At 71.5% G+C, this 20,206-nt stretch carries 15 protein-coding genes; 9 read left to right on the plus strand and 6 right to left on the minus strand.

The window, feature by feature from the left end:
- Window positions 1-31: 31 nt before the first annotated feature.
- From IW248_RS13940 to IW248_RS13955, 4 genes are all read right to left on the minus strand, one after another.
- Window positions 32-1,069, minus strand: a complete 1,038-nt coding sequence (locus IW248_RS13940; RefSeq protein ID WP_196927318.1) for an aminotransferase class V-fold PLP-dependent enzyme — start codon at window positions 1,067-1,069, stop codon at window positions 32-34.
- A gap of 202 nt (window positions 1,070-1,271) precedes the next feature.
- Window positions 1,272-3,455 (minus strand): FUSC family protein, encoded by a 2,184-nt coding sequence (locus IW248_RS13945; protein ID WP_307787940.1) that lies wholly within the window; start codon window positions 3,453-3,455, stop codon window positions 1,272-1,274.
- Between the two features lie 110 nt (window positions 3,456-3,565).
- Window positions 3,566-4,978 (minus strand): FAD-dependent oxidoreductase, encoded by a 1,413-nt coding sequence (locus tag IW248_RS13950; protein WP_196927320.1) that lies wholly within the window; start codon window positions 4,976-4,978, stop codon window positions 3,566-3,568.
- Window positions 4,979-5,051: 73 nt separating this feature from the next.
- Window positions 5,052-7,100: a serine/threonine protein kinase gene (locus IW248_RS13955; protein WP_196927321.1), complete on the minus strand. Its 2,049-nt coding sequence runs from the start codon at window positions 7,098-7,100 to the stop codon at window positions 5,052-5,054.
- 246 nt (window positions 7,101-7,346) lie between these two features.
- On the opposite strand from IW248_RS13955, the gene IW248_RS13960 reads away from it, so the two are divergent.
- From IW248_RS13960 to abc-f, 3 genes are all read left to right on the plus strand, one after another.
- The gene (locus IW248_RS13960) at window positions 7,347-7,874 is read left to right on the plus strand and encodes a hypothetical protein (protein ID WP_196927322.1); all 528 of its coding nucleotides are present in this window, start codon (window positions 7,347-7,349) and stop codon (window positions 7,872-7,874) included.
- Window positions 7,875-7,989: 115 nt separating this feature from the next.
- On the plus strand, window positions 7,990-8,862 hold the full coding sequence (locus IW248_RS13965; protein ID WP_196927323.1) for a DUF4231 domain-containing protein: 873 nt from the start codon (window positions 7,990-7,992) through the stop codon (window positions 8,860-8,862).
- A gap of 518 nt (window positions 8,863-9,380) precedes the next feature.
- A complete protein-coding gene (abc-f, locus tag IW248_RS13970) occupies window positions 9,381-11,018 on the plus strand; it encodes a ribosomal protection-like ABC-F family protein (protein ID WP_196927324.1) in 1,638 nt (545 codons plus the stop codon).
- 45 nt (window positions 11,019-11,063) lie between these two features.
- On the opposite strand, the gene dnaE is transcribed toward abc-f, so the two are convergent.
- The gene (gene dnaE / locus IW248_RS13975) at window positions 11,064-14,594 is read right to left on the minus strand and encodes a DNA polymerase III subunit alpha (protein ID WP_196927325.1); all 3,531 of its coding nucleotides are present in this window, start codon (window positions 14,592-14,594) and stop codon (window positions 11,064-11,066) included.
- Window positions 14,595-14,738: 144 nt separating this feature from the next.
- Between dnaE and IW248_RS13980 the strand changes: the two genes are divergently transcribed.
- From IW248_RS13980 to IW248_RS13990, 3 genes are all read left to right on the plus strand, one after another.
- Window positions 14,739-15,359 carry an L-threonylcarbamoyladenylate synthase gene (locus tag IW248_RS13980; RefSeq protein ID WP_124822282.1) on the plus strand — a complete coding sequence of 207 codons (621 nt, stop codon included), beginning with the start codon at window positions 14,739-14,741 and terminating at the stop codon, window positions 15,357-15,359.
- Window positions 15,360-15,457: 98 nt separating this feature from the next.
- Window positions 15,458-15,997 carry an RNA polymerase sigma factor gene (locus IW248_RS13985; RefSeq protein WP_196927326.1) on the plus strand — a complete coding sequence of 180 codons (540 nt, stop codon included), beginning with the start codon at window positions 15,458-15,460 and terminating at the stop codon, window positions 15,995-15,997.
- Window positions 15,994-16,530: a hypothetical protein gene (locus tag IW248_RS13990; RefSeq protein WP_196927327.1), complete on the plus strand. Its 537-nt coding sequence runs from the start codon at window positions 15,994-15,996 to the stop codon at window positions 16,528-16,530. Before IW248_RS13985 ends, IW248_RS13990 begins: the two co-directional genes overlap by 4 nt.
- A gap of 17 nt (window positions 16,531-16,547) precedes the next feature.
- On the opposite strand, the gene IW248_RS13995 is transcribed toward IW248_RS13990, so the two are convergent.
- A complete protein-coding gene (locus IW248_RS13995; protein ID WP_196927328.1) occupies window positions 16,548-17,960 on the minus strand; it encodes a serine/threonine-protein kinase in 1,413 nt (470 codons plus the stop codon).
- Window positions 17,961-18,080: 120 nt separating this feature from the next.
- On the opposite strand from IW248_RS13995, the gene IW248_RS14000 reads away from it, so the two are divergent.
- The 3 genes from IW248_RS14000 (at window position 18,081) to IW248_RS14010 (ending at window position 20,094) form a co-directional block, all read left to right on the plus strand.
- Entirely contained in the window at window positions 18,081-18,674 is a 594-nt protein-coding gene (locus tag IW248_RS14000; protein WP_196927329.1) for a hypothetical protein, read from the plus strand.
- A gap of 131 nt (window positions 18,675-18,805) precedes the next feature.
- Window positions 18,806-19,147 carry a PadR family transcriptional regulator gene (locus IW248_RS14005; protein ID WP_124822287.1) on the plus strand — a complete coding sequence of 114 codons (342 nt, stop codon included), beginning with the start codon at window positions 18,806-18,808 and terminating at the stop codon, window positions 19,145-19,147.
- Window positions 19,144-20,094 carry a permease prefix domain 1-containing protein gene (locus IW248_RS14010; RefSeq protein WP_196927330.1) on the plus strand — a complete coding sequence of 317 codons (951 nt, stop codon included), beginning with the start codon at window positions 19,144-19,146 and terminating at the stop codon, window positions 20,092-20,094. The genes IW248_RS14005 and IW248_RS14010 overlap by 4 nt, the downstream gene beginning before the upstream one ends.
- Window positions 20,095-20,206 lie beyond the last annotated feature (112 nt).

Below are 20,206 nucleotides of genomic sequence, written 5' to 3' on the forward strand. Positions count from 1 at the left end.
CCGGCCGTGCCCCGCGACGGGCGCGGCCGGCCTATCCGGTCAACGCGGTCAGCGCGGCGTCCACGTCGGCCTCGGTGGAGTAGATGTGGAACGAGGCTCGGACCCGTCCGGCGCGCACCGCCGCCCGGATGCCGGCCGCCGCGAGGCGCTGCTCCGCGTCGGGCACGTCCACGCTGACGATGGCGCTCTCCCCCGGTGGCCGGCCCAGCCCGGTCAGGAACCGGTTGGCCAGCGCCACGTTGTGCGCCCCGATCGCCGGCACGCCGATCTCGGCGACCACCTCCAGGGCGGGCGCCGCGCCAACCCAGCTGAACCAGGCCGGTGAGATGTCGAACCGGCGGGCGTCGTCGGCCAACCGCAGTGGCGGGCCGTAGTACGAGGCGTGCGGGTCGCCGCCCGCGTACCAGCCGGCCGCGTCGGGGCGCAGCCGCTCGCGCAACGCGGGGGCCAGATAGGCGTACCCGGTCCCACGCGGATTCATCAGCCACTTGTAGCCGCCCACCGCCACCGCGTCGGCCTGGCTGCCGTCGAACGGCAGCCAGCCGCACGCCTGGGTCGCGTCGACCACCACCAGCGCGTCGTGCGCACGGGCCGCGGCCACGATCTCGTCGTACGCCGCGACCGCCCCGTCGGCCGACTGCACCAGGCTGAACGCGACCAGGTCGGTGTCGGCGTCGATGGCGTCGACCAGCGACTCCAGCGGCACCGTGCGGACCGTGACGCCCCGCTCCTCCTGGACCAGCCAGGGGAAAAGATTCGAGGTGAACTCGACCTCGGGGACCACCACCGTGGCACCGGCCGGCAGCGCCGCCGCGACCGGCGCGAGGAGCTGGGAGACGGCCGCGCCGACCGCCACGTCACCGACCGGCACCCCGATCAGGCCGGCGAGGGCGGCACGAGCCCGATGCGTCGACTCGCCCCAGCCCTCCCACGACGTACGGCCGACCCGCCACGCGCCCAGGGCCTCCTGTAGTGCCGTCCACGCCGGCTCCGGCGGCAACCCGTAGCTGGCCGTGTTCAACCAGCCCGGCTCCGGCTGCCACAGCTTCTGCGCCTGCTCGATCTCCATGCCCTCGACGCTAGGCGGCGTGGCCACGAACGGGCACGACCAATCGGCGACCGGTGGCGCGCTCCCGGGGCTCCGAGCCGCGTCAGCAGGGCATTAGTCCCTGAAGAGCGTGATGACTGTGAGACATCACAATGACTCACAGTCATCACGCTCACGAGCACCCGGCCGGGCCGGGTGCCGTTGCTCAGCGAGCAGGGGCAGCTCACAGTCCGTCGATGGTCGGCCCACCGACAGCGGGCGGGTGGATCCGGGCGAGGCTGTCGGCGAGGCCGGCGAGCCACCTGTCGACCTCCACCAGGTGCCGGACCGACTGACTGTCGGCCCCGCCGAGGAGCGGACGGATCCGGTCCAGCTGGTCGACGCAGGTGGTCGAGACCGGCGCCCGGTCCGATGTCCGGCCGTGGGCGACCTCGTCGGCGAGGGTGTCGTACGCCGATCGCAGGCGCCCGGCCGACTCCCGCAGCAGCGCCGCGGCCTCGGGCCAACCGGCGAGGCTGCCGGGCGGGTTGCGCCGCAGCAGCGACTCCGCGCCGGGCACGACATGGTGCCCGGCGCTCAGGACGGCATCCCAGTTCACCTGCTGACGGTGCGGGTCGTGCCGCTCCGAGTGGTACTGGCAGTAGGACGAGTCGATCAGGACCATCCGGCGACGAAGCCTGCTCAGGGCGCGGTCGGGTGGCGGAGCAGCGCCGAGCAGCGCCTGGACCGTCTGTTCGACAGCGTCCGCGCTGGCCGCCAGGTAGCGGGTGCCGTTGTGCCGCAGGTCGTGGCCCGCGCCGCGCGGCCACATCGCCACACCGGCGAGCACGCCGATCACCGCGCCGAGCAGCACGTCGACGAGGCGAGCCTCGGCGAGCCGCCACCCTTCCGGGCTGAGCTGGGCGAAGACGACAGTCAGCAGCACTGTGAACAGCGCCTGCTGCCACACCGGACCCAGCAGGCGGCCAACGCCGAAGGCCAGCAGCAGGGTGATCGGCAGAACGATGGCGTACACGATCGGCTCGTCGACGACCAGCATCACCCCGCCGCTGACGACCGCACCGACGATCGTGCCCAGCACGGCGGGCCGCAGCGCGGTGCGGGTGTCGGCGGCCGAGGTCCGCAACACCGTGAGGGTGGCCAGCAGCACCCAGAAGCCGTGGGTCAGCTGCAACACTCCGGCGGCCACCCGGGCGATGGCGAGCGCCACGGCCAGCCGCAGCGAGCTGTGCAGGTGGGCCGAGCGCGGCGCCAGGTGGGAGCGGAACTGCCACCAGTACAGCGTCCACGGGCTGTGCCGGGCGTACTCGAACAGCCCGGAGGAGGCGTCGCCGCCGTCGAGCCGCGCCCCGGTGGCCACCCGGCAACCGACGGCGAAGACCCGCACCTGGTCCGCGAGGGCCAGCGCCGTCGCGTCCCGACACAACCGGGGTACGTCCGGCCTGTCGCGGACGTTGCCCGTTCCCACGGGGTACGCCGCCTCGGCTCGTCCGACCGCCACGTCCAGGTCGGCGGGGTCCGCCGCCGTCGCACCCGGCAACAGGCTCCGGCCGGCGGCGCGGGTCGTGTCCGCGCACGAGCGCAGCAGACGCCCCGCCGCCAGGTCCGGGATCGGCTCCGGCGGGGCGTCCGCCGCCAGCCGGTCGGCCTCGGCGAGCACCTCCCGCAACGCGGCCGCGCAGATCCGCAACGCCCGGTCCTGAGCGCCCGCCGCGGTGGGCGCCCACGCCGGAGGGCTGCGGCTCAGCTCGATCGCCGCCACCGCGTCGTACGCCCGCTCGCGCCGCGCGTCCCGATCACCCGCGGCGACGGGCGGGTCGGTCAACCGCTCGGCGGCGGCGTCGAGGAAGGAGGCGACGCCGTCCGCCGCCGCGGCGAGGCGCTGCCGGTAGGAGACCGGCACCGGGTCGGGCCAGAGGAACACCTCGGCCGCGGCGAGCAGCACGACGGCGAGCGTCACCCCACCGAGTCGCTCCGGCAGGGCGCCCGGCTGGTACGGCGGGAACGACGCCAGGATGTAGAAGAGTTGGAACGCGCTCGCCAAACCCACCAGGCGCGGGTTGCCGACTCCGGCGAACGCCACGACGAACCCGACGACCAGCATGCCGCCGGCGGCCGCCCACGTGCTCCACGCCAGGAGCGAGCCCACCGCGATCAGCGCCCACACCGCCGGCAGCGACAGCAGAAGGATCCGCGCCCGCTGCGGCGCCGGACCGGGCAACTGCGCGAACGACCCGGCGGCGATGGTGCCGAACAACCCGTACGTGGCGAGCGTCGAGCTGCCCACGCCGTACCGGCAGCCGTAGAAGACGACGGACGCGACGAGCGTGAGTCGTGCCGCGCGTCGCAGGATGGCGTCACCCGGGTCACGGCGGCGAAGCCGGCCAAGGAGGCTGGTTCCGAGCACGACCGCTCCCCCGGTTCGTCGCAGCACCCCTCCCCGGCCCACCATTCTCCACCGCGCCCCGCCACGGGCGGCGGGTTTGCCGACGAATCACCGCCACGAGCGGACCAGCATCACCGCCGCGAGCCGCCGAGCAGGCCGAGTCGGAGGGCCCGGAACAACGTGCCGGGGCGGCTCAGTGCGGCCGGGTGGTCGAGCATGGTGGTGACCCGGCCCAGCCGGGCGTTGAGCACCGGATCGGTCAGCGACGCCCGGAAGAGCAGGTCTCCGAACCACTTGGTGACCTTGTAGCCGGGCGGGTACGGCCCGTCCACGTGCGGCAGCTCGATGTCGGCGGTGGTGGAGATCTGCCAGGCGGCGTCGACCACCACGCGGACCTGCTCGAAGTACGCGCGCGCGGGCTCGTCGTGCGGCTTCGGACCGGACCGCAGGTACTTCGACAGGCAGGAGGCGTGCAGTGTCGCGGAGGTCATGCCCTGGCCGTACACCGGGTTGAAGGACGCGACCGCGTCGCCGGCGGCGACCAACCCGGCGGGCAGGCGGTCGAGCTTGTGGAAGTCGCGGCGTCGGCTGTCCGCCTGGTGGTACGTGACCACCCCGCCGAGCATCTCGCCGTGTTCGGCGATGTCTCCGAACATCTGCGGGTAGTGCTCCCGGCAGCGGGCGGTGAAGTCGGCGACGTCGCGGCTGGGCCGGTCCCCGTCGTAGCCGGCCACCAGCATGATCCAGCGGTCCCCCTCGACCGAGTTGATCCCACCGATCCGGGCGGTACGCCCCTTGCCCGCCATGGTGTGGAAGACCGCCACCCAGGCGTCGCTGACCTTCTCGTCGCGTTTGAAGAGCGCCGTCGCGTAGTTCAGTTTGATCGGCATGCGGTGCAGCGGTGGGCGCGGCCACCCGTGCTCGGCCAGCCAGTCGCTCAACCGGCTGGACCGCCCCATCGCGTCGACCACCAGGTCCGCCGCTTCGACGATGGGCTCGGCGCCGCCCTCGGGCAGGTACCGGGCGCCGGTGACCCGCCGCTCGTCGAAGAGCAGGCCCTCCGCGCGGCCGTACACCATGCGGATGTTGTCGACGGCGAGGGTGCGCCGCCGGACCAGCGCCTCCAGGAACGGACGCGTGGTGATCAACGCGGGCCCGGTGCCGGTCGGCGCGGGCGGTAGACCCAACATGCCGTTCACGAAGACCTTCGCCGTGCCCGGGTCGTTTGGCGGCGGCGGGGCGCCGAGCGCGAGCGCCTCGTCGGCGATGCCGGGAAACCACCGCTCCAACTGGACCTGACCGGCGGGAAGCAGCGCGTGTACCTGGCTGCCCTGGGGCACACCCGGCCGTGGGCCGGCGTCGACATCGGACGGATCCCGTTCGACGATCAGCACCTCCTCGGCGTGGTCGCTCAACACCCGGGCCGCCAGCAACCCGGCCATGCTGCCACCGAGCACCACCGCACGTCGCATGACCACTCTGGTCTCGGCGGGTGGCTCGGCCGTCGCTATCTCGGCGAAGAGCCGGGACGGAGAGGCGGACATGCGATCACTCCTCGAACGGTCGGGAAACCTCGGCATCCACGACCGTAACCACCGCAGCCCCTGCCGTCAGCGCTCAGTTGGCCCGCCACTTCTGGTTGGCGTTGCCGGTGCACTGCCAGATCTGCAGCCGGGCACCGTTGTCCGGGTTCGAGTCGAGCACGTCGACGCACCTGTCCGCCCTGGTGTTCACCAGGTCGTACGCCTTGTTGAGGGTGAACCTCTGCGACGCCGCACCGGAGCAGTTGGCCAGTTGGACGGCTGCCCCGTCCTCAGTGGAGTGGCCGGCGACATCCAGACACTTGCCCATCGAACGAACCGTGCCGTCCGCCGGGAAGGTCCACAGCTGCTTCGCGGTCCGCCGACAGTCCCAGATCTGCAGCCGCGCGCCGGCGACGGCGTTGCCGTCCGGGATGTCGATGCAGCGGTCACTGGCGAAGCTGGAGATCTGCTTGCCGGCGGGCGTGCTGCCCTGCGTCGGAGACGGCGGCGGGGCAGCCGGCTGCCGCGTCGGATCCGCCGGGCCGGTCGTCGTGCCGCTGCCCGCCCCGGGCGACGGCGGCCCCGCGCTCGCCGACGGTGGCGGTCCGGCGGGTCGGGACGGCGGGACGCCGGCGAGCGGCAGGCCTTGGAAACCATCCGTGATCAGCGCGAAGACGGCCGCGCTCGCGGACCATTCGGCGGCGGAGGTGGTCCAGTCGATCGAGTACGCGTGCCCGTTGTGGCCGACGAACGCACGGCTCAGCGTATGGATCGGCGTGCCGTCCTCGTCGGTGTACGTCCACTCCCATTCGGCGGCCCGCAGCTGGTATCGCAAAGTGTCGAGGCGTACCTGCCGGTAGTCGGCGTACCCTGCGCGTTGCGCACCCTCTCGCTCGCGCAACTCGGCGACCAGGTCCGCTGGGATGGACCGAAGCTCGTCGACGACGAGCACGCGACTGCCGTCCGGCTCGCGGAACGCGGCGCGCTCACCGTCGCGCCGCGCCTGCCAGCCGTCCGGCACCGGTACGAGGAAGCGGGGATCGTCACGGTAGTAGCGCCAACCCGCCGGCGCCGGTGGCAGCACCCTGGACACCGGCGTCTCGGCGATCGGCGACGGGTTCACGGCGGGCGCCGCCCCTCCGCCGTCACCCGCGCCACGGAACAGCCCGCCGTTCAGCAGGGCCGCGGTGACCAGCAGGACGACGAGCAGCGCGGCGGCCCCGATCGACCCGATCAGCCGAGCCCGACGCTTGCGACCCGCCTCAGACCTCGGCGCGGCGGGGACAGCCGGCGACGCGGGGGCAGCCGGCGCGGCGGGCGGACCGGGCTCGGCGGCCTGACGCAGGAGCCGATCCGCCTCCTCGGCGCTGATCCGCTGATCCGGCTCGCGGCGCAGCAGTCCTTCCAGGAGCGGCGTCAGCCGGCCTGCTCGTTGTGCCGGCGGTGGCGGCTCGGTGGCGAGGGCTGCCAGCGTGGCGATCGGAGACGAGCGGTGGTAGGGGGTGCGTCCCTCGACCGCCGCGTAGAGGGTGGCGCCGAGCGACCACAGGTCGGCCGCCGGTCCCACGTCGCCGTCGGTGGCCCGCTCGGGCGCGAGGAACGCCGGCGAGCCGAGCACCATCCCGGTCTGGGTCATCCGTGGGTCGCCGGGGAGGGTGGCCAGACCAAAGTCGGTGAGCACCACCCTGCCGTCGTCGCCGAGCAGCACGTTGGCCGGCTTGACGTCCCGGTGCAGTACGCCGGCCCGGTGTGCGGCGCGCAGCGCACCCAGAATGCCGAGCCCGATCCGCGCCGCGCGGTCCGCCGGCATCGACCCCTCGGCTTCGAGCACCTGTTGCAGGGACCGGGACGGCACGAGTTCCATCACGATCCAGGGATCGCCGCCCGCGTGCAGCACGTCGAAGACGCGTACCACATTGGGGTGGCCCAGGCGGGCGACGGCCCGCGCCTCGCGCATGGACCGTTCGCGCATCTCCCGGCGTTCGTCGTCACGCAGACCGGGCGGTGCCACCAACTCCTTGATGGCGACGTCGCGCTGGAGCATCTCGTCGCGGGCCTGCCACACGCGGCCCATCCCGCCCTGACCGAGCGGACGGACCAGCCGATAGCGATCGGCAATCAACTGTCGAGAGGCTTCTGGCACGACAGGAAGGTACCCGGCGAGGTTTACGTGCCCAATTTCTGTGGCAGCTGGAAAAGCGGCAGTCGGATATGTCACATGCAAGATCGACTGCTGACCGATCGTTCATTTGGACATAACTCCGCTATAGGCACGAGCGCTGTCGCCCACCGCGATGTTACCAACGCGTATATCGGTAATCTGCTATGAATATCGAATGAATTCGAATTCCGCCGAACGGCGGACCGGTGGGGCTTCCTGTGCCTGACGTTGGTCCTGTCCGCCTGCACGCCGGCAGGTGACTCGCGCCAGCACAGCACGCCGCCGGCCGACGGAGCGGAGCCGTCGACGGGCACCAGCGGCGGTGGGCCGCCCTGCACACCATCGGTCGATGCGCTGCCGGCGCCGCCGGCGAACTACCGGCTGGTGGGCAAGGACGTGGCGGTGCCCGACGCCCCCGTGCTGTCGCCGGAGGATTCCGGGGAGGCCGATCCGGCGGCGCGACTGTTCGCCAAGTGGGGGCTCGTCGTCCGCGCCGGCCGGGTCGTCGACCTGCGGGTGGCACCGGGCTGGCAGGACAAGGCCCGGCTCGGCTGGGGCGGCACCGGCACGCCCGCGGCGGCCGCCACGGTGCACGCCTGCGCGCCGGAGGGTGGGCAGGCCCAGTGGCTGGCCTTCGTCGGCGGCACCTGGGTCGCGCGGACCGCCTGCGTCCCGCTCATCGTGACGTCGAACGGCCAGGACGACCGCGTCAACCTCGGCATCGGCGTCCCCTGCGACAAGACCACCACGCCCTAGCGCCGCGCGCGCGGGCCGCCCCTGTGGACGGGGACGTCTACTGTCTACACCGCCTGTACCGGCATCGCCGCTCAGCCCGCGGGCGCCCTGGACGTTCTGTCGAGAGGTCAACGACATGCTGAAGGCCGAGGATCTTCCCCCGTTTCAGCGCGCCGTGTCCTACGAGTCGCAGCGCGGCCAACGCGTGTACGCGACCCTGATCGGGCTGCGGCTGTCCCTGCTCCTGGTGGCCGCGGTCGCGGGGGTCGCCACGTGGAAGCTCGACGATTTCGCCCCGGGCCCGGCGCTCGCGGCGGGCGCGTTCGCCGCCACCTCGATCGTCGAGGTCTTCCTCCTCACCAATCGTCCCAATGAACGGTGGTACGTCGGCAGGGCCCTCTCCGAATCCATCAAGTCACTCACGTGGCGATTCACCATCGCGGCCGACCCTTTTCCCCGATCTCGGAGTGACTCGGACAGCGCCGAAGAATTCACCCTCCGACTGTTGGGCTTGACCCGGGACATGTCGGCCGCCGGTTTGGCGGCACCCGCGGTGACTGGGCAACAAATCACGGAGGGAATGCGGACACTGCGCGCCGCGTCCCTCGCGGAGCGCCGCGCCGCGTACCTGACCGGCCGTCTCGAGGCTCAGCGAGCCTGGTACGCCGAGCGATCCCTGTCGAACAGGGCGCGGGCGACCCGCTGGTCGGTCAGCATGCTCGTGCTGGAGATCGTCGGGGTGACCCTGGCGGTGTCGAGGGCTGCCGGGCTGACCGACCTCGACCTGCTCGGAGTGGCCGCCGCAGCCGTCGCGGCCGTCGCGGCCTGGACGCAGACGCGGCAACACGCCGCGGTGGCGACCGCCTACGCCCTGGCAAGTCAGGAACTTGCCGCCATGGGGTCGCTGGCCACCCGGCTCGGCTCGGAAGCCGAGCTGTCGCGGTTCGTGAACGACACGGAGACGGCGATATCCCGGGAACACACGATGTGGCGAGCACGTCGACGCTGACACCTGGACGCACCGGCCGCCGCCACTGATCAACTCGGTTTTCAGGAAGTCGCGGTGTGCGGGCGGCTCGGATGCCCCGATTTTCAGGAAGCGGAGTGGATCACGGCGTGGACCGGGGTCGGGGCGGCCGAGGTGACCGCGTCGGGGCTCCGCGCCCCGCGCCCATCGTCAAGATCCGAGCAACTTCCCTGTTGTTGCTGCCTCCGACACGCGTGAGACAGCAACAACCCTGAAGTTGCGCGAATCTTGACGATGGGCGCCGTTGCGAAACGGTCGCCGGCCGGGAACCCGGTGGCGGGGTGGAGATCCGTTGTTAGACTCGGCGGGTTGGGTTAGCGGCACGACCAGGGAGACCAGACATGGCGGGTGACGACGACATCTCCGGGTGAGACCGGATGTGTTCGGCCATCGGTTCGGCGCGCGTACGCGCAGCCGCCGAGGCCATGTCGTCGTTCCACCGGTTCCCGTTGTCGTCGGGCGGCTGAGGCGCGCCCACCCCACCCTTTGAGGTCACTCGCATGTCTGATGCGTTCATTGTCTGCTCGAACCTGTCCTTCTCCTGGCCGGACGACACACCGGTCTTCTCGGAGCTGTCCTTCACCGTGCCGGGCGGCCGCACCGGCCTGGTCGCGCCCAACGGCGCCGGCAAGAGCACCCTGCTGCGGCTGATCGCCGGGGAGTTGCGGCCCAGCGACGGCGGCGTCACCGTCGACGGTGTGCTCGGCTACCTCCCGCAGACGCTGCCACTGGCCGGTGACCTGAGCGTGGCGCAGGTGCTGGGCGTGGCCGAGCGGATTACGGCGCTGCACGCCATCGAGGCCGGCGACGCCAGTGAGGAACACTTCGCCACGATCGGCGACGACTGGGACATCGAGGAGCGCACCCGCTCGGAGTTGGACCGGCTCGGCCTCGGTGAGCTGTCGCTCGACCGGCGGCTGCACACCCTCAGCGGCGGTCAGGTGGTCTCCCTCGGCCTGGCGGCGCAACTGCTGCGCCGCCCGGACGTGCTGCTGCTCGACGAGCCGACCAACAACCTGGACGTGGAGGCCCGACACCAGCTCTACGACGTCCTCACCGACTGGTCCGGGTGCCTGCTGCTGGTCAGCCACGACCGGGAGCTGCTGGACCGGATGGACCGCATCGCCGAGCTGGACCAGGGTGAGATCCGCTGGTACGGGGGCAACTTCACCGCGTACACCGAGGCGGTGCAGGCGGCGCGGGAGGTGGCCGAGAGCAACCTGCGCAACGCCGAGCAGGAGGTCAAGCGGGAGAAGCGGGAGATGCAGCAGGCCCGGGAGCGCGCCGACCGGCGGGCCAGCAACGCCTCCAAGAACCTGAAGAACGCCGGCCTGGCCCGGATCGTCGCCGGCGGGCTGAAGCGCAGCGCGCAGGAGTCGGCGGGCAAGGCGCAGGAGACGCACGCCGGCCGGCTCGGGCAGGCGAAGGCCCGACTCGACGAGGCGGGGCGGGCGGTACGCGACGAGGACCGGATCACCGTCGACCTGCCCGACACCAGCGTCCCGGGCGGGCGCACGGTCTTCTCCGGCCAGGGGATGCGGGCCCGCTTCGACGACCGGGACCTGTTCGGCGGCGACGGCGCGGACCTGGTGATCCGGGGGCCGGAACGGATCGCGCTCACCGGGGCGAACGGCGTCGGCAAGTCGACCCTGTTGCGCCTGGTCAACGGTGATCTGGACCCGGCCGGCGGCGAGATCCGGCGGGCCGACGGGCGGATCGCGTACCTGTCGCAGCGGCTGGACCTGCTGGACCTCGACCGCACTGTGGCGGAGAACTTCGCCGCGTACGCCCCGAACCTGCCGGACGCCAAGCGGATGAACCTGCTCGCCCGGTTCCTGTTCCGGGGCGCCCGGGTCAACCTGCCGGTCGGGGTGCTGTCGGGTGGCGAGCGGCTGCGCGCGACCCTCGCTTGTGTGCTCTGCGCCGAACCGGCGCCGCAACTGCTGCTGCTCGACGAGCCGACGAACAACCTTGACCTGGTCAGCGTCGGCCAGTTGGAGAGCGCGCTGTCGGCGTACCAGGGGGCGTTCGTGGTGGTCAGCCACGACGAGCGGTTCCTCGCCGAGATCGGCGTGCAGCGCTGGTTGCGGCTGGCCGACGGCCACCTGCGGGAGATCAGCGCCCCCGACCGGGGCTGAGGCCGTCGGTCCGGCCGGCGCGCGCCGGCCGGACCGCGGCCGCGCTCAGCTCACGTTGGCCGGGCCGAGGACGCTCTTCAGGTCACCCATCAGGGCGGTCGTCGCCGCCACCCGGAACGGACCCAGCCGCAGGGTGGTGGTGCGCCCGCCGTTCTGCAGTTTGACGTGCACCTCGGTGTCGCCGGGGTGCAGCACCAGGGTTTCCTTGAGCTTCTCCACGAGCGGTGGTGTGCACCTGTGCACCGGGATGGTGAGGGTGACCGGCTTGTTGGTGGCGCTGGTGCTGACGTCCGGCATGGACATGTCCATCGCCATGATCCGGGGGGTGTCGTCGCGACGGTCCACCCGGCCCTTGACCACCACGATGGCGTCCTCGGCGATGTACTGCCCGATCACCTCGTAGGTGTTGGGGAAGAACAGCGTCTCCACCCCACCGGCCAGGTCCTCCAGGGTGGCCGACGCCCAGGCCCGGCCCTGCTTGGTGACCCGGCGCTGCACCCCGGACAGGATGCCGGCGAGGGTGACGACTGCGCCGTCGGGCACCGCGCCCTCCTCGGCCAGGGAGGCGATTGTGGTGTCGGCCGCCGCGTTGAGAATGTGCTCCAGGCCGAACAGCGGGTGGTCGGAGACGTACAGGCCGAGCATCTCCCGCTCGAAGGCCAGCTTGTCGCGCTTGTCCCACTCGCTGTCGCCGATGGTGGGCATCACAGTGGTGCTGCCGGTGTCGGCGTCGCCGAAGCCGGCGCCGAACAGGTCGTACTGGCCGACGGCCTCCTTGCGCTTCACGTCGGCGTACGCGTCGATGGCGTCGGCGTGCACCGCCAGCAGCCCCTTGCGGGGGTGGTCGAGGGAGTCGAACGCGCCCGCCTTGATCAGCGATTCGATTGTCTTCTTGTTGCAGACCACCGCGTCCACCTTGGACAGGAAGTCGTAGAAGTCGCCGTACTCGCCCTTCTCCTCCCGGCAACGCATGATCGAGGCGACCACGTTCGCCCCGACGTTGCGCACGGCGGCCAGGCCGAAGCGGATGTCCTTGCCGACCGGGGTGAACGGCCCGGCCGAGGTGTTCACGTCCGGTGGCAGCACCTGGATCCGCATCCGGCGACACTCGGCCAGGTAGAGCGCCATCTTGTCCTTGTCGTCACCGACGGACGTCAACAACCCGGCCATGTACTCGGCCGGGTAGTGCGCCTTCAGGTACGCGGTCCAGTAGGAGACCAGGCCGTACGCGGCGGAGTGCGCCTTGTTGAAGGCGTATCCGGCGAACGGCACCAGGACGTCCCACACCGCCTGGATCGCCTCGTCGGAGTAGCCGCGCTCGCGGCAGCCGTCCCGGAACGGGATGAACTCCTTGTCGAGGATCTCCTTCTTCTTCTTACCCATGGCCCGGCGCAGCAGGTCCGCCTGACCGAGGGTGTAGCCGGCGAGGATCTGCGCGGCGCGCTGCACCTGCTCCTGGTAGACGATCAGGCCGTGGGTGGGCTCCAGGATCTCCCGCAGCGGCTCCTCCAACTCCGGGTGGATCGGCGTGATCTCCTGGAGCTTGTTCTTGCGCAGCGCGTAGTTGGTGTGCGAGTCGACGCCCATCGGACCGGGCCGGTAGAGCGCCAGGACGGCGGAGATGTCCTCGAAGTTGTCCGGTTTCATCAACCGCAGCAGTGACCGCATCGGCCCACCGTCGAGCTGGAACACGCCCAGGGTGTCACCGCGGGCCAGCAGCTCGTACGCGGCCTTGTCGTCGAGCGGCAGGCCCAGCAGGTCGAGCTTCCGGCCGTGGTTCAGCTCGATGTTCTTGACCGCGTCGTCGATGATCGTCAGGTTGCGCAGGCCGAGGAAGTCCATCTTCAGCAGCCCGAGCGACTCGCAGGTCGGGTAGTCGAACTGCGTGATGATCGCCCCGTCGGCGTCGCGGCGCGTCAACGGGATGTGCTCGATGATCGGCTCGGCGGACATGATGACGCCGGCGGCGTGCACACCTGTCTGCCGGATCAGCCCCTCGATGCCCTTGGCCGTGTCGATCACCTTGCGGACATCCGGGTCGGAGTCGTACAGGCCACGGATCTCGCCGGCCTCGGCGTAGCGGGGGTGCTTGTTGTCGAAGATGCCGGTGAGCGGGATGTCCTTGCCCATCACTGCCGGCGGCATCGCCTTGGTGATCCGGTCACCGACCGCGTACGGAAAACCGAGGACCCGGGCCGAGTCCTTGATCGCGGCCTTCGCCTTGATCGTGCCGAAGGTGGCGATCTGGGCGACCTTGTCCTCGCCCCACTTGTCCGTGACGTACTTGATCACCTCGCCGCGCCGACGCTCGTCGAAGTCGATGTCGACATCCGGCATCGAGACCCGCTCGGGGTTGAGGAACCGCTCGAAGATCAGCCCGTGCTGGATCGGGTCGAGGTCGGTGATGCCCAGCGCGTACGCGACGAGCGAGCCGGCGGCCGAGCCACGGCCCGGACCCACGGCGATGCCCTGGTTCTTCGCCCACTGGATGAAGTCGGCGACCACCAGGAAGTAGGACGGGAAGCCCATCTGGTTGATGACGCCCAGCTCGTACTCCGCCTGGACGACGTGCCCCTCCGGGATGCCGTTCGGGTAGCGGCGGGCCAGGCCGGCGAAGGTCTCCTTACGGAACCAGGACTCCTCGGTCTCACCCTCGGGCACCGGGAAGCGCGGCATCAGGTTGTGGAACTCGAACATCCCGGCCGGGTCGACCTTCTCGGCGACCAGCAGGGTGTTGCGGCAGCCCTCCTGCCACAGCTCGGACGAGTCCACAGCGCGCATCTGGTCGGCGCTCTTGACGAAGTAGCCGCCGCCCTCGAACCGGAACCGGTTGGGGTCGTCGATGTTGCTGCCGGTCTGCACGCAGAGCAGCACGTCGTGGGCGGTGGCCTGCGCCTCGTGGGTGTAGTGCGAGTCGTTCGTGACGACCGGGGGGATGTCCAGCTTGCGGGCGATCTCGGTGAGCCCCTCGCGGACCCGGCTCTCGATGGAGAGGCCGTGATCCATGATCTCCAGGAAGTAGTTGTCCTTGCCGAAGATGTCCTGGTAGCTGGCGGCGACCTTGAGGGCCTCGTCGAACTGGCCCAGCCTCAATCGGGTCTGCACCGCGCCGGACGGGCAGCCGGTGGTGGCCATGATCCCCTCGGCGTGCTCGGCGATCAGCTCCATGTCCATCCGGGGCCACTTGACGTAGTGCCCCTCCATCGAGGCGCGCGAGTTGAGGGTGAAGAGGTTCTTCAGGCCCCGCGCGTTCTTCGCCCACATGGTCTTGTGGGTGATCGCGCCGTTACCGGAGATGTCGTCGCTCTTCTGCTCCGGCCGACCCCACTTGACCCGCGCCTTGTGATAGCGCGACTCCGGCGCCACGTACGCCTCGACGCCCAGGATCGGGGTGATCCCGGCGGCCATCGCCTGGTTGTAGAAGTCGTTCGCGCCGTGCATGTTGCCGTGGTCGGTGATCGCCACAGCGGGCATGCCCAGCCGCTTGGCCTCGGCGAACAGGTCCTTCAGTCGGGCCGCTCCGTCGAGCATCGAATACTCGGTGTGCACGTGCAGATGCGCGAACGAATCAGCCATGCGTGGCGCCCCCCGGCGGTGTGGATCTTGTTGGTCGGAGCCGACCGGGACCTACCCTACCGAGGTGATCTCGGCGGCTCCACCGTCCGCGCCGAGGGTGGCCCTCGTCTCCTGATCGCCCCAGCATGGGCCTAGGCTCGGAGGATGGCGAGGTACTACGACGTGCACCCGGAGAACCCCCAGCCCCGGATCATCGGCCAGGTCGCCGACCTGATCCGCCGTGGTGGGCTGGTCGCCTACCCGACGGACTCCTGCTACGCGCTCGGCATCCAGCTGGGCAACCAGGACGGGCTGGACCGGATCCGGCAGATCCGCCACCTCGACGACCGACACCACTTCACGCTCGTCTGCCGGGACTTCGCGCAGCTCGGCCAGTTCGTCCAGATCAGCAACTCGGTCTTCCGCCTGGTCAAGGCGTCCACCCCGGGCAGCTACACCTTCATCCTGCCGGCCACCAAGGAGGTGCCCCGCCGGATGCTGCACCCGAAGAAGCGGACCGTCGGCGTGCGGGTACCCCGGCACACAGTCACCCAGGCGCTGCTGGCCGAGCTGGCCGAGCCGCTGGTGTCCAGCACGCTGGTCCTGCCCGGTGACGAGGAGCCGATGACCCAGGGCTGGGAGATCAAGGAACGGCTCGACCACCAGCTCGACGCGGTGCTCGACGCCGGCGACTGCGGCAAGGAGCCGACGACCGTGATCGACCTGTCCGGGCCCGAGCCGGAGATCCTGCGCCGAGGTGCCGGGGACGTGTCCCGCTTCGAATAGCGCGCGGAACCGCGTCGGGTGCCGGACCGAACGGGGCCGCCGCGGCGGCGCCGGTCGTACGCTCAGGGATCGGCACCGGCGAGCATTGGACACCCGGCATGCCCGACGCGGACGACATCAACGCCCTGGCCCGGTCCGCCGCACACGGCGACCCGGCCGCGCTGAACGCCCTGCTGGTCACGGTGCGCCCAGAGGTGCTGCGGCTGTGCGCCCGATTCCTGCCCAGTCGGGAGGACGCCGAGGAAGCCTGCCAGGACACGTTGCTGGCGCTGGCCGCCGGCATCACCAGGTTCGAGGGGCGCTCCTCGTTCCGCACCTGGCTGCACCGGCTGACCGCCAACCGGGCCCGCTCCACGTACCGCACGCTGCGCCGCCGCTGTCGACTGGAGGCCGAGGGCGTGCCGCTGCCCGACCAGGCCGACCCCCGACGGACCAGCGTGGTCGCGGGCACCCGCCTCGACCTGCTCGACGCCTTCGACTCGGTGCATCCCGATCTCGCCGAGGTGGTCGCCCTTCGCGATGTCCTGGGGCTGAGCTACCCCGAGATCGCCGCCCTGCTCGACGTGCCGCTGGGCACTGTGAAGTCCCGGTTGCACCTGGCCCGGCGCCAGGTCCGGCAACGACTCGGCGCCGAATGAGCCGGGCGTCGTTCCGCCGGCTCGTCGTCGTCCTCTCGACCGTCCTGGGGGTGGCCGCCTGCGGCGCCGACGCCGTCTCACCACTGCCCGTCCAACCGCCCGGCCCGACCCGTTCGACGCCGACAGCCGCCGCGACCGCCGTGATCCCCACGCCCACCGGGTCGCCGTCCCGACCGCCGCCGACCAGCGCGCGCCCGGTCGCGGCACCACCCGCACCCACCAGAACCAGGGGTACGCCCCGAACGACTCCCCCGCCGACCGACGCGACACCTGCCTGCCAGGGCGCGGTCCGCTACGACCTCCCGCTCGCCGAGACCGAGATCGAGCTGCTGAAATCGCTCTGCTTCGCCACCGGCGCGGTGCTCCGGATCCAGGGCATCGGGCCCGGCCTGGTCACAGTGGACCGCCCGGAGTTGGTGTCGCAGCACTACGAGGCCGGGGTGGTGGACATCCGCTTCGTCCGCCCCGGCACCGTCGACGTCACGATTCCGAAGGACGACCGAGAGCACACCATCACCGTGGTGGTCCGCTAGGGCGGGTTCGGCCGCACCTAGCGCAGATGTACGCCGGCGAGCAGGGTGTCCACGAAGGCGGGTCCGCCGTCCGCGGGCGGGGCGATCTGCACGTACACCAGGGCGGGTCGGCCGGGGTGCAGGGCTGCCGACTCGATGATCTGTGGACGACCCCGGTCGCAGCGGTACGCCACCACTGTCCACTCGACGCCGGCCTGCCGGGTGGCGCGGGCCGGCGCGGGCGTGCAGTCGCCGTGGGTGCGCTCGGCCAGGAACCCGGCCGGCGTGGTGCGTGCCGCCGTGCTGGCGGAGAGGCCCACGAACGCGCCGGGCAGGCGGGGGTCGGTGGCCCACCGGCGGGGTTGCGGTGACATCACCAGCGCCGGTTCGGGATCACCGTCGGCACCGTATTGACCGGCCCAGGTGGCACCCGTGGCGGACCAGCCGGGCGGCAACGCCACTGTCAACGGCCCGGCCGTGTACGTGCCGACGACCGGCCGAGCAGACCCGACGCCACCTGCCTCGGCGCCCACCGCACCCACCGCGGCGACGGCCACCACGGCGGCCCCGGCCAGCCGCAACCGGCGGCGCGCCCTCACCCGGGGTGACGGCTGTCGCCGCACGGGACCGGCCGCCGCAGCCGGGGCGCTCGCGCGGACCAACGCGGCGTGCACCGTCGCGGCGTCGGGGTAACGGTCGGCCGGGCGGTGGGCGGTGGCCCGGGCGAGCACCGCCGCGACCGCCGGGGGCACGTCGTCCCGCAGTCGGAGTTCCGGTGGGTGCCGAGGCGGATCTGATCTGGTCGGGTTCGCGCCGGTGGGGTCGGCGGCCAGCAGTCGGATGCCGAGGCGGCCGAGCCCGTACACGTCGGCGCGGGTGTCGACCACCGCGCCCGGATCGTCCTGCTCGGGGGCCATGTAACCGGGGGTGCCGGCGCGGGCGGTCAGCCCGGAGGCGGCGGCGAGCGCCTTGGCGAGGCCGAGGTCGGCGATCAGCACCTGTTCCGCGCCGTCGGGTCCGGCGGAGCGGAACAGGATGTTGCCCGGGGTGAGATCGCGGTGCACGACGCCGTGCCGGTGCAGTACGGCGACCCCGGCGCAGATCTCACTGAGCAGTCGCAGCGCCGTCGGCGCGGGGATCTCGTCAGCGGCCAACCGGTCGCGCAGGCTGCCGCCGTCCGCCCAGGCCAGGACCGCGTACGGCCGGCCGTCGGGCAGCTCACCGACGGCGTGCACCCGGATCAGTCGCTCGTGCTCCAGCCGGCGCAGCAACCGGGCCTCGTCGAGGAAGCGTTCCCGGACCCGTAGGTCGTGGCTCCAGTTCTCGGCCAGCACCTTGATCGCCACGTGCGCGTCGAGCGCCTGGTCGTAGCCCAGCCAGACCATCGCGAACGAACCGACGCCGAGCAGTCGCTCGACGGCGTAGGGCCCGATCCGCAGTGGAGCCGTCACGGTGTCACCCCCGGCCGGCGTTTCTCTGCAGCGTAGACCGGGCCGGTCGGAATCCCGACGAACCGTTGGCCCTGGCGCGGTGACTAACAGGGCAGGAGACCCATCACCGAAGGAGCCACCATGAACCGTCCCGCGATCCTCCTCACCACCGCCGCGTTGGCGCTCGGCACCCTCGTCCCGGCGGCCGTCGCCGGTCCGGCGGCGGCGTCGGCCGGCGGCGCCGCGTACGCCTCGGCGCCCGGTCCGCTCGCCGTCGCTGTCGGGCACAGCCACCCGGAAGTGCTCAGCGTTCGTGGCGCCGGCGTGTACCGCATCGGCGCCAGCCTGGCGGCGCTCACCAGGAACGGGCACGTCGGCTGGACCGCGCCGGGTTGCGACGGGGTGGTGCACACCGGCGTGACCGGTTCCTGGGCGGGCGTGCTGCTGCTGGCCTTCCGCGACGGGCGGCTGGTGGAGGTCGGTACGGCCACCGCGCCGCCGCGCTCTCCCGCCGGCGCCACTGTCGGCATGTCCTTCGACGAGTTGGAGTCGATCTACGGCCGGCGGGGCTCGTTGATCCGCAACGACGCGGGGGACGCCGAGGCGTACCTGGTCCGGGTGGGGTCGCGGGTGGAGCTGTTCACCGGGCACCCGATCCGGCCGGGGGTGGGCTACTTCCAGGTCGGCCCGGCCAGCTTCGTCGAGCGGAACTTCCGGCAGGGCCCGTCCTGCTGACTTTTTCCCAGGTACGGGGCGTCCGGTCTCGACCGGGCGCCCCGTACGTCGTGTCGGCCCGAACGGAGGTTGGGCGGACACGATGATGTCGGCGTAGACAACACTGTGTGCCACACAGTATAGTGTGACACATGGTTAGCGAGGACGTTCTACGGACGCACCTACAGGAGTTGCGTCGAGGCACCGTCGTGGTGGCCAGCCTGGTCGCGCTGCGCCGACCGGACTACGGCTACGCACTACTGCAACGGCTCACCGACCACGGCTTCCCGGTCGACGCCAACACGCTCTACCCGCTGCTGCGCCGCCTGGAGGACCAGGGGCTGCTGACCAGCGAGTGGAACACCGCGGAGAGCCGACCGCGCAAGTTCTACCGGACCAGCGACGAGGGCGAGTCGATGCTGAGCCGGCTCCTCGACGACCTCGCCGCCGTACAGACCTCCGTCACCGGGCTGATCCAAGGAGTGGACCGATGAACACCCTGACCGACCGCTACCTCGCCGCCACCCTGCGCTCGGTGCCCACCCAGCGCCGCGACGAGATCGCCACCGAGCTGCGGGCCTCCATCGACGACATGATCGAGGGTCGGACCGATGGAGGGCAGGACACCACCACCGCCGAGCGGGAGGTGCTCACCGAGCTGGGCAACCCCGACGTGCTGGCCGCCCGGTACGCCGACCGCCGGCTGCAGCTCATCGGCCCGACCTACTACCTGCTCTGGCTGCGACTGCTGAAGCTGCTGCTCAGCTTCATCCCGGCGCTCGTCGGCACGATCGTCACAGTGGTCGAGGCGGCCGAAGGAAAGGGCTTCGGGGCGATCGGGCCGGGCATCGTCGCGGCGATGCAGGTGGCCGTGCAGATCACCTTCTGGCTCACACTGACCTTCGCCATCATCGAGCGCACCCAGACGGCCGTGGACGTGCCGGAGTGGACGGTCGACCAACTGCCCGACGCGCCGGCGCGACGAGGCATCCCCCTCGCCGACACCATCGCATCCGTGATCATGCTGGTGCTGACCATCGCGTACCTGCCGTTCCAGCACTACCACTCCTGGGTGCGCGGCACCGACGGCGAGAACATCCCGATCCTCGACCCGGCTCTGTGGTCGTTCTGGCTGCCGGCACTGATCGTGGTGCTGGCGCTCAGCGTGATCTTCGAGATCGTCAAGTACCGGATCGACCGCTGGACCTGGGCCCTGTTCGGCATGAAGGCGCTGCTCAACCTGGCGTTCGCGGTGCCGCTGGCATGGCTGGCGCTCTCCGACCGACTGCTCAACCCGGCCCTGGGCGAGCGCCTGAGCTGGGTGGCGGAGGCAGGCAACCGGGACTCCCTCGGCCTGGCCATCGCGGTGGGCGCGGCCGCGGTCATGGTCTGGGACCTGGTCGACACAGCCCGGAAGGCCCGCCGGCAGACGATCGCATGAGCGACACCAGAGGAGGCGGCCCGGCGCGTACCCCGCGCCGGGCCGCCGCCCGTCGACGCGACCGCGCGGGAACCGGCGCGCCCGGTCGACAGGGCTGGTGGGCGGCGTGGCA

The sequence above is a fragment of the Micromonospora ureilytica genome (genome assembly GCF_015751765.1).
In the GTDB taxonomy this organism is placed as follows: domain Bacteria; phylum Actinomycetota; class Actinomycetes; order Mycobacteriales; family Micromonosporaceae; genus Micromonospora; species Micromonospora ureilytica.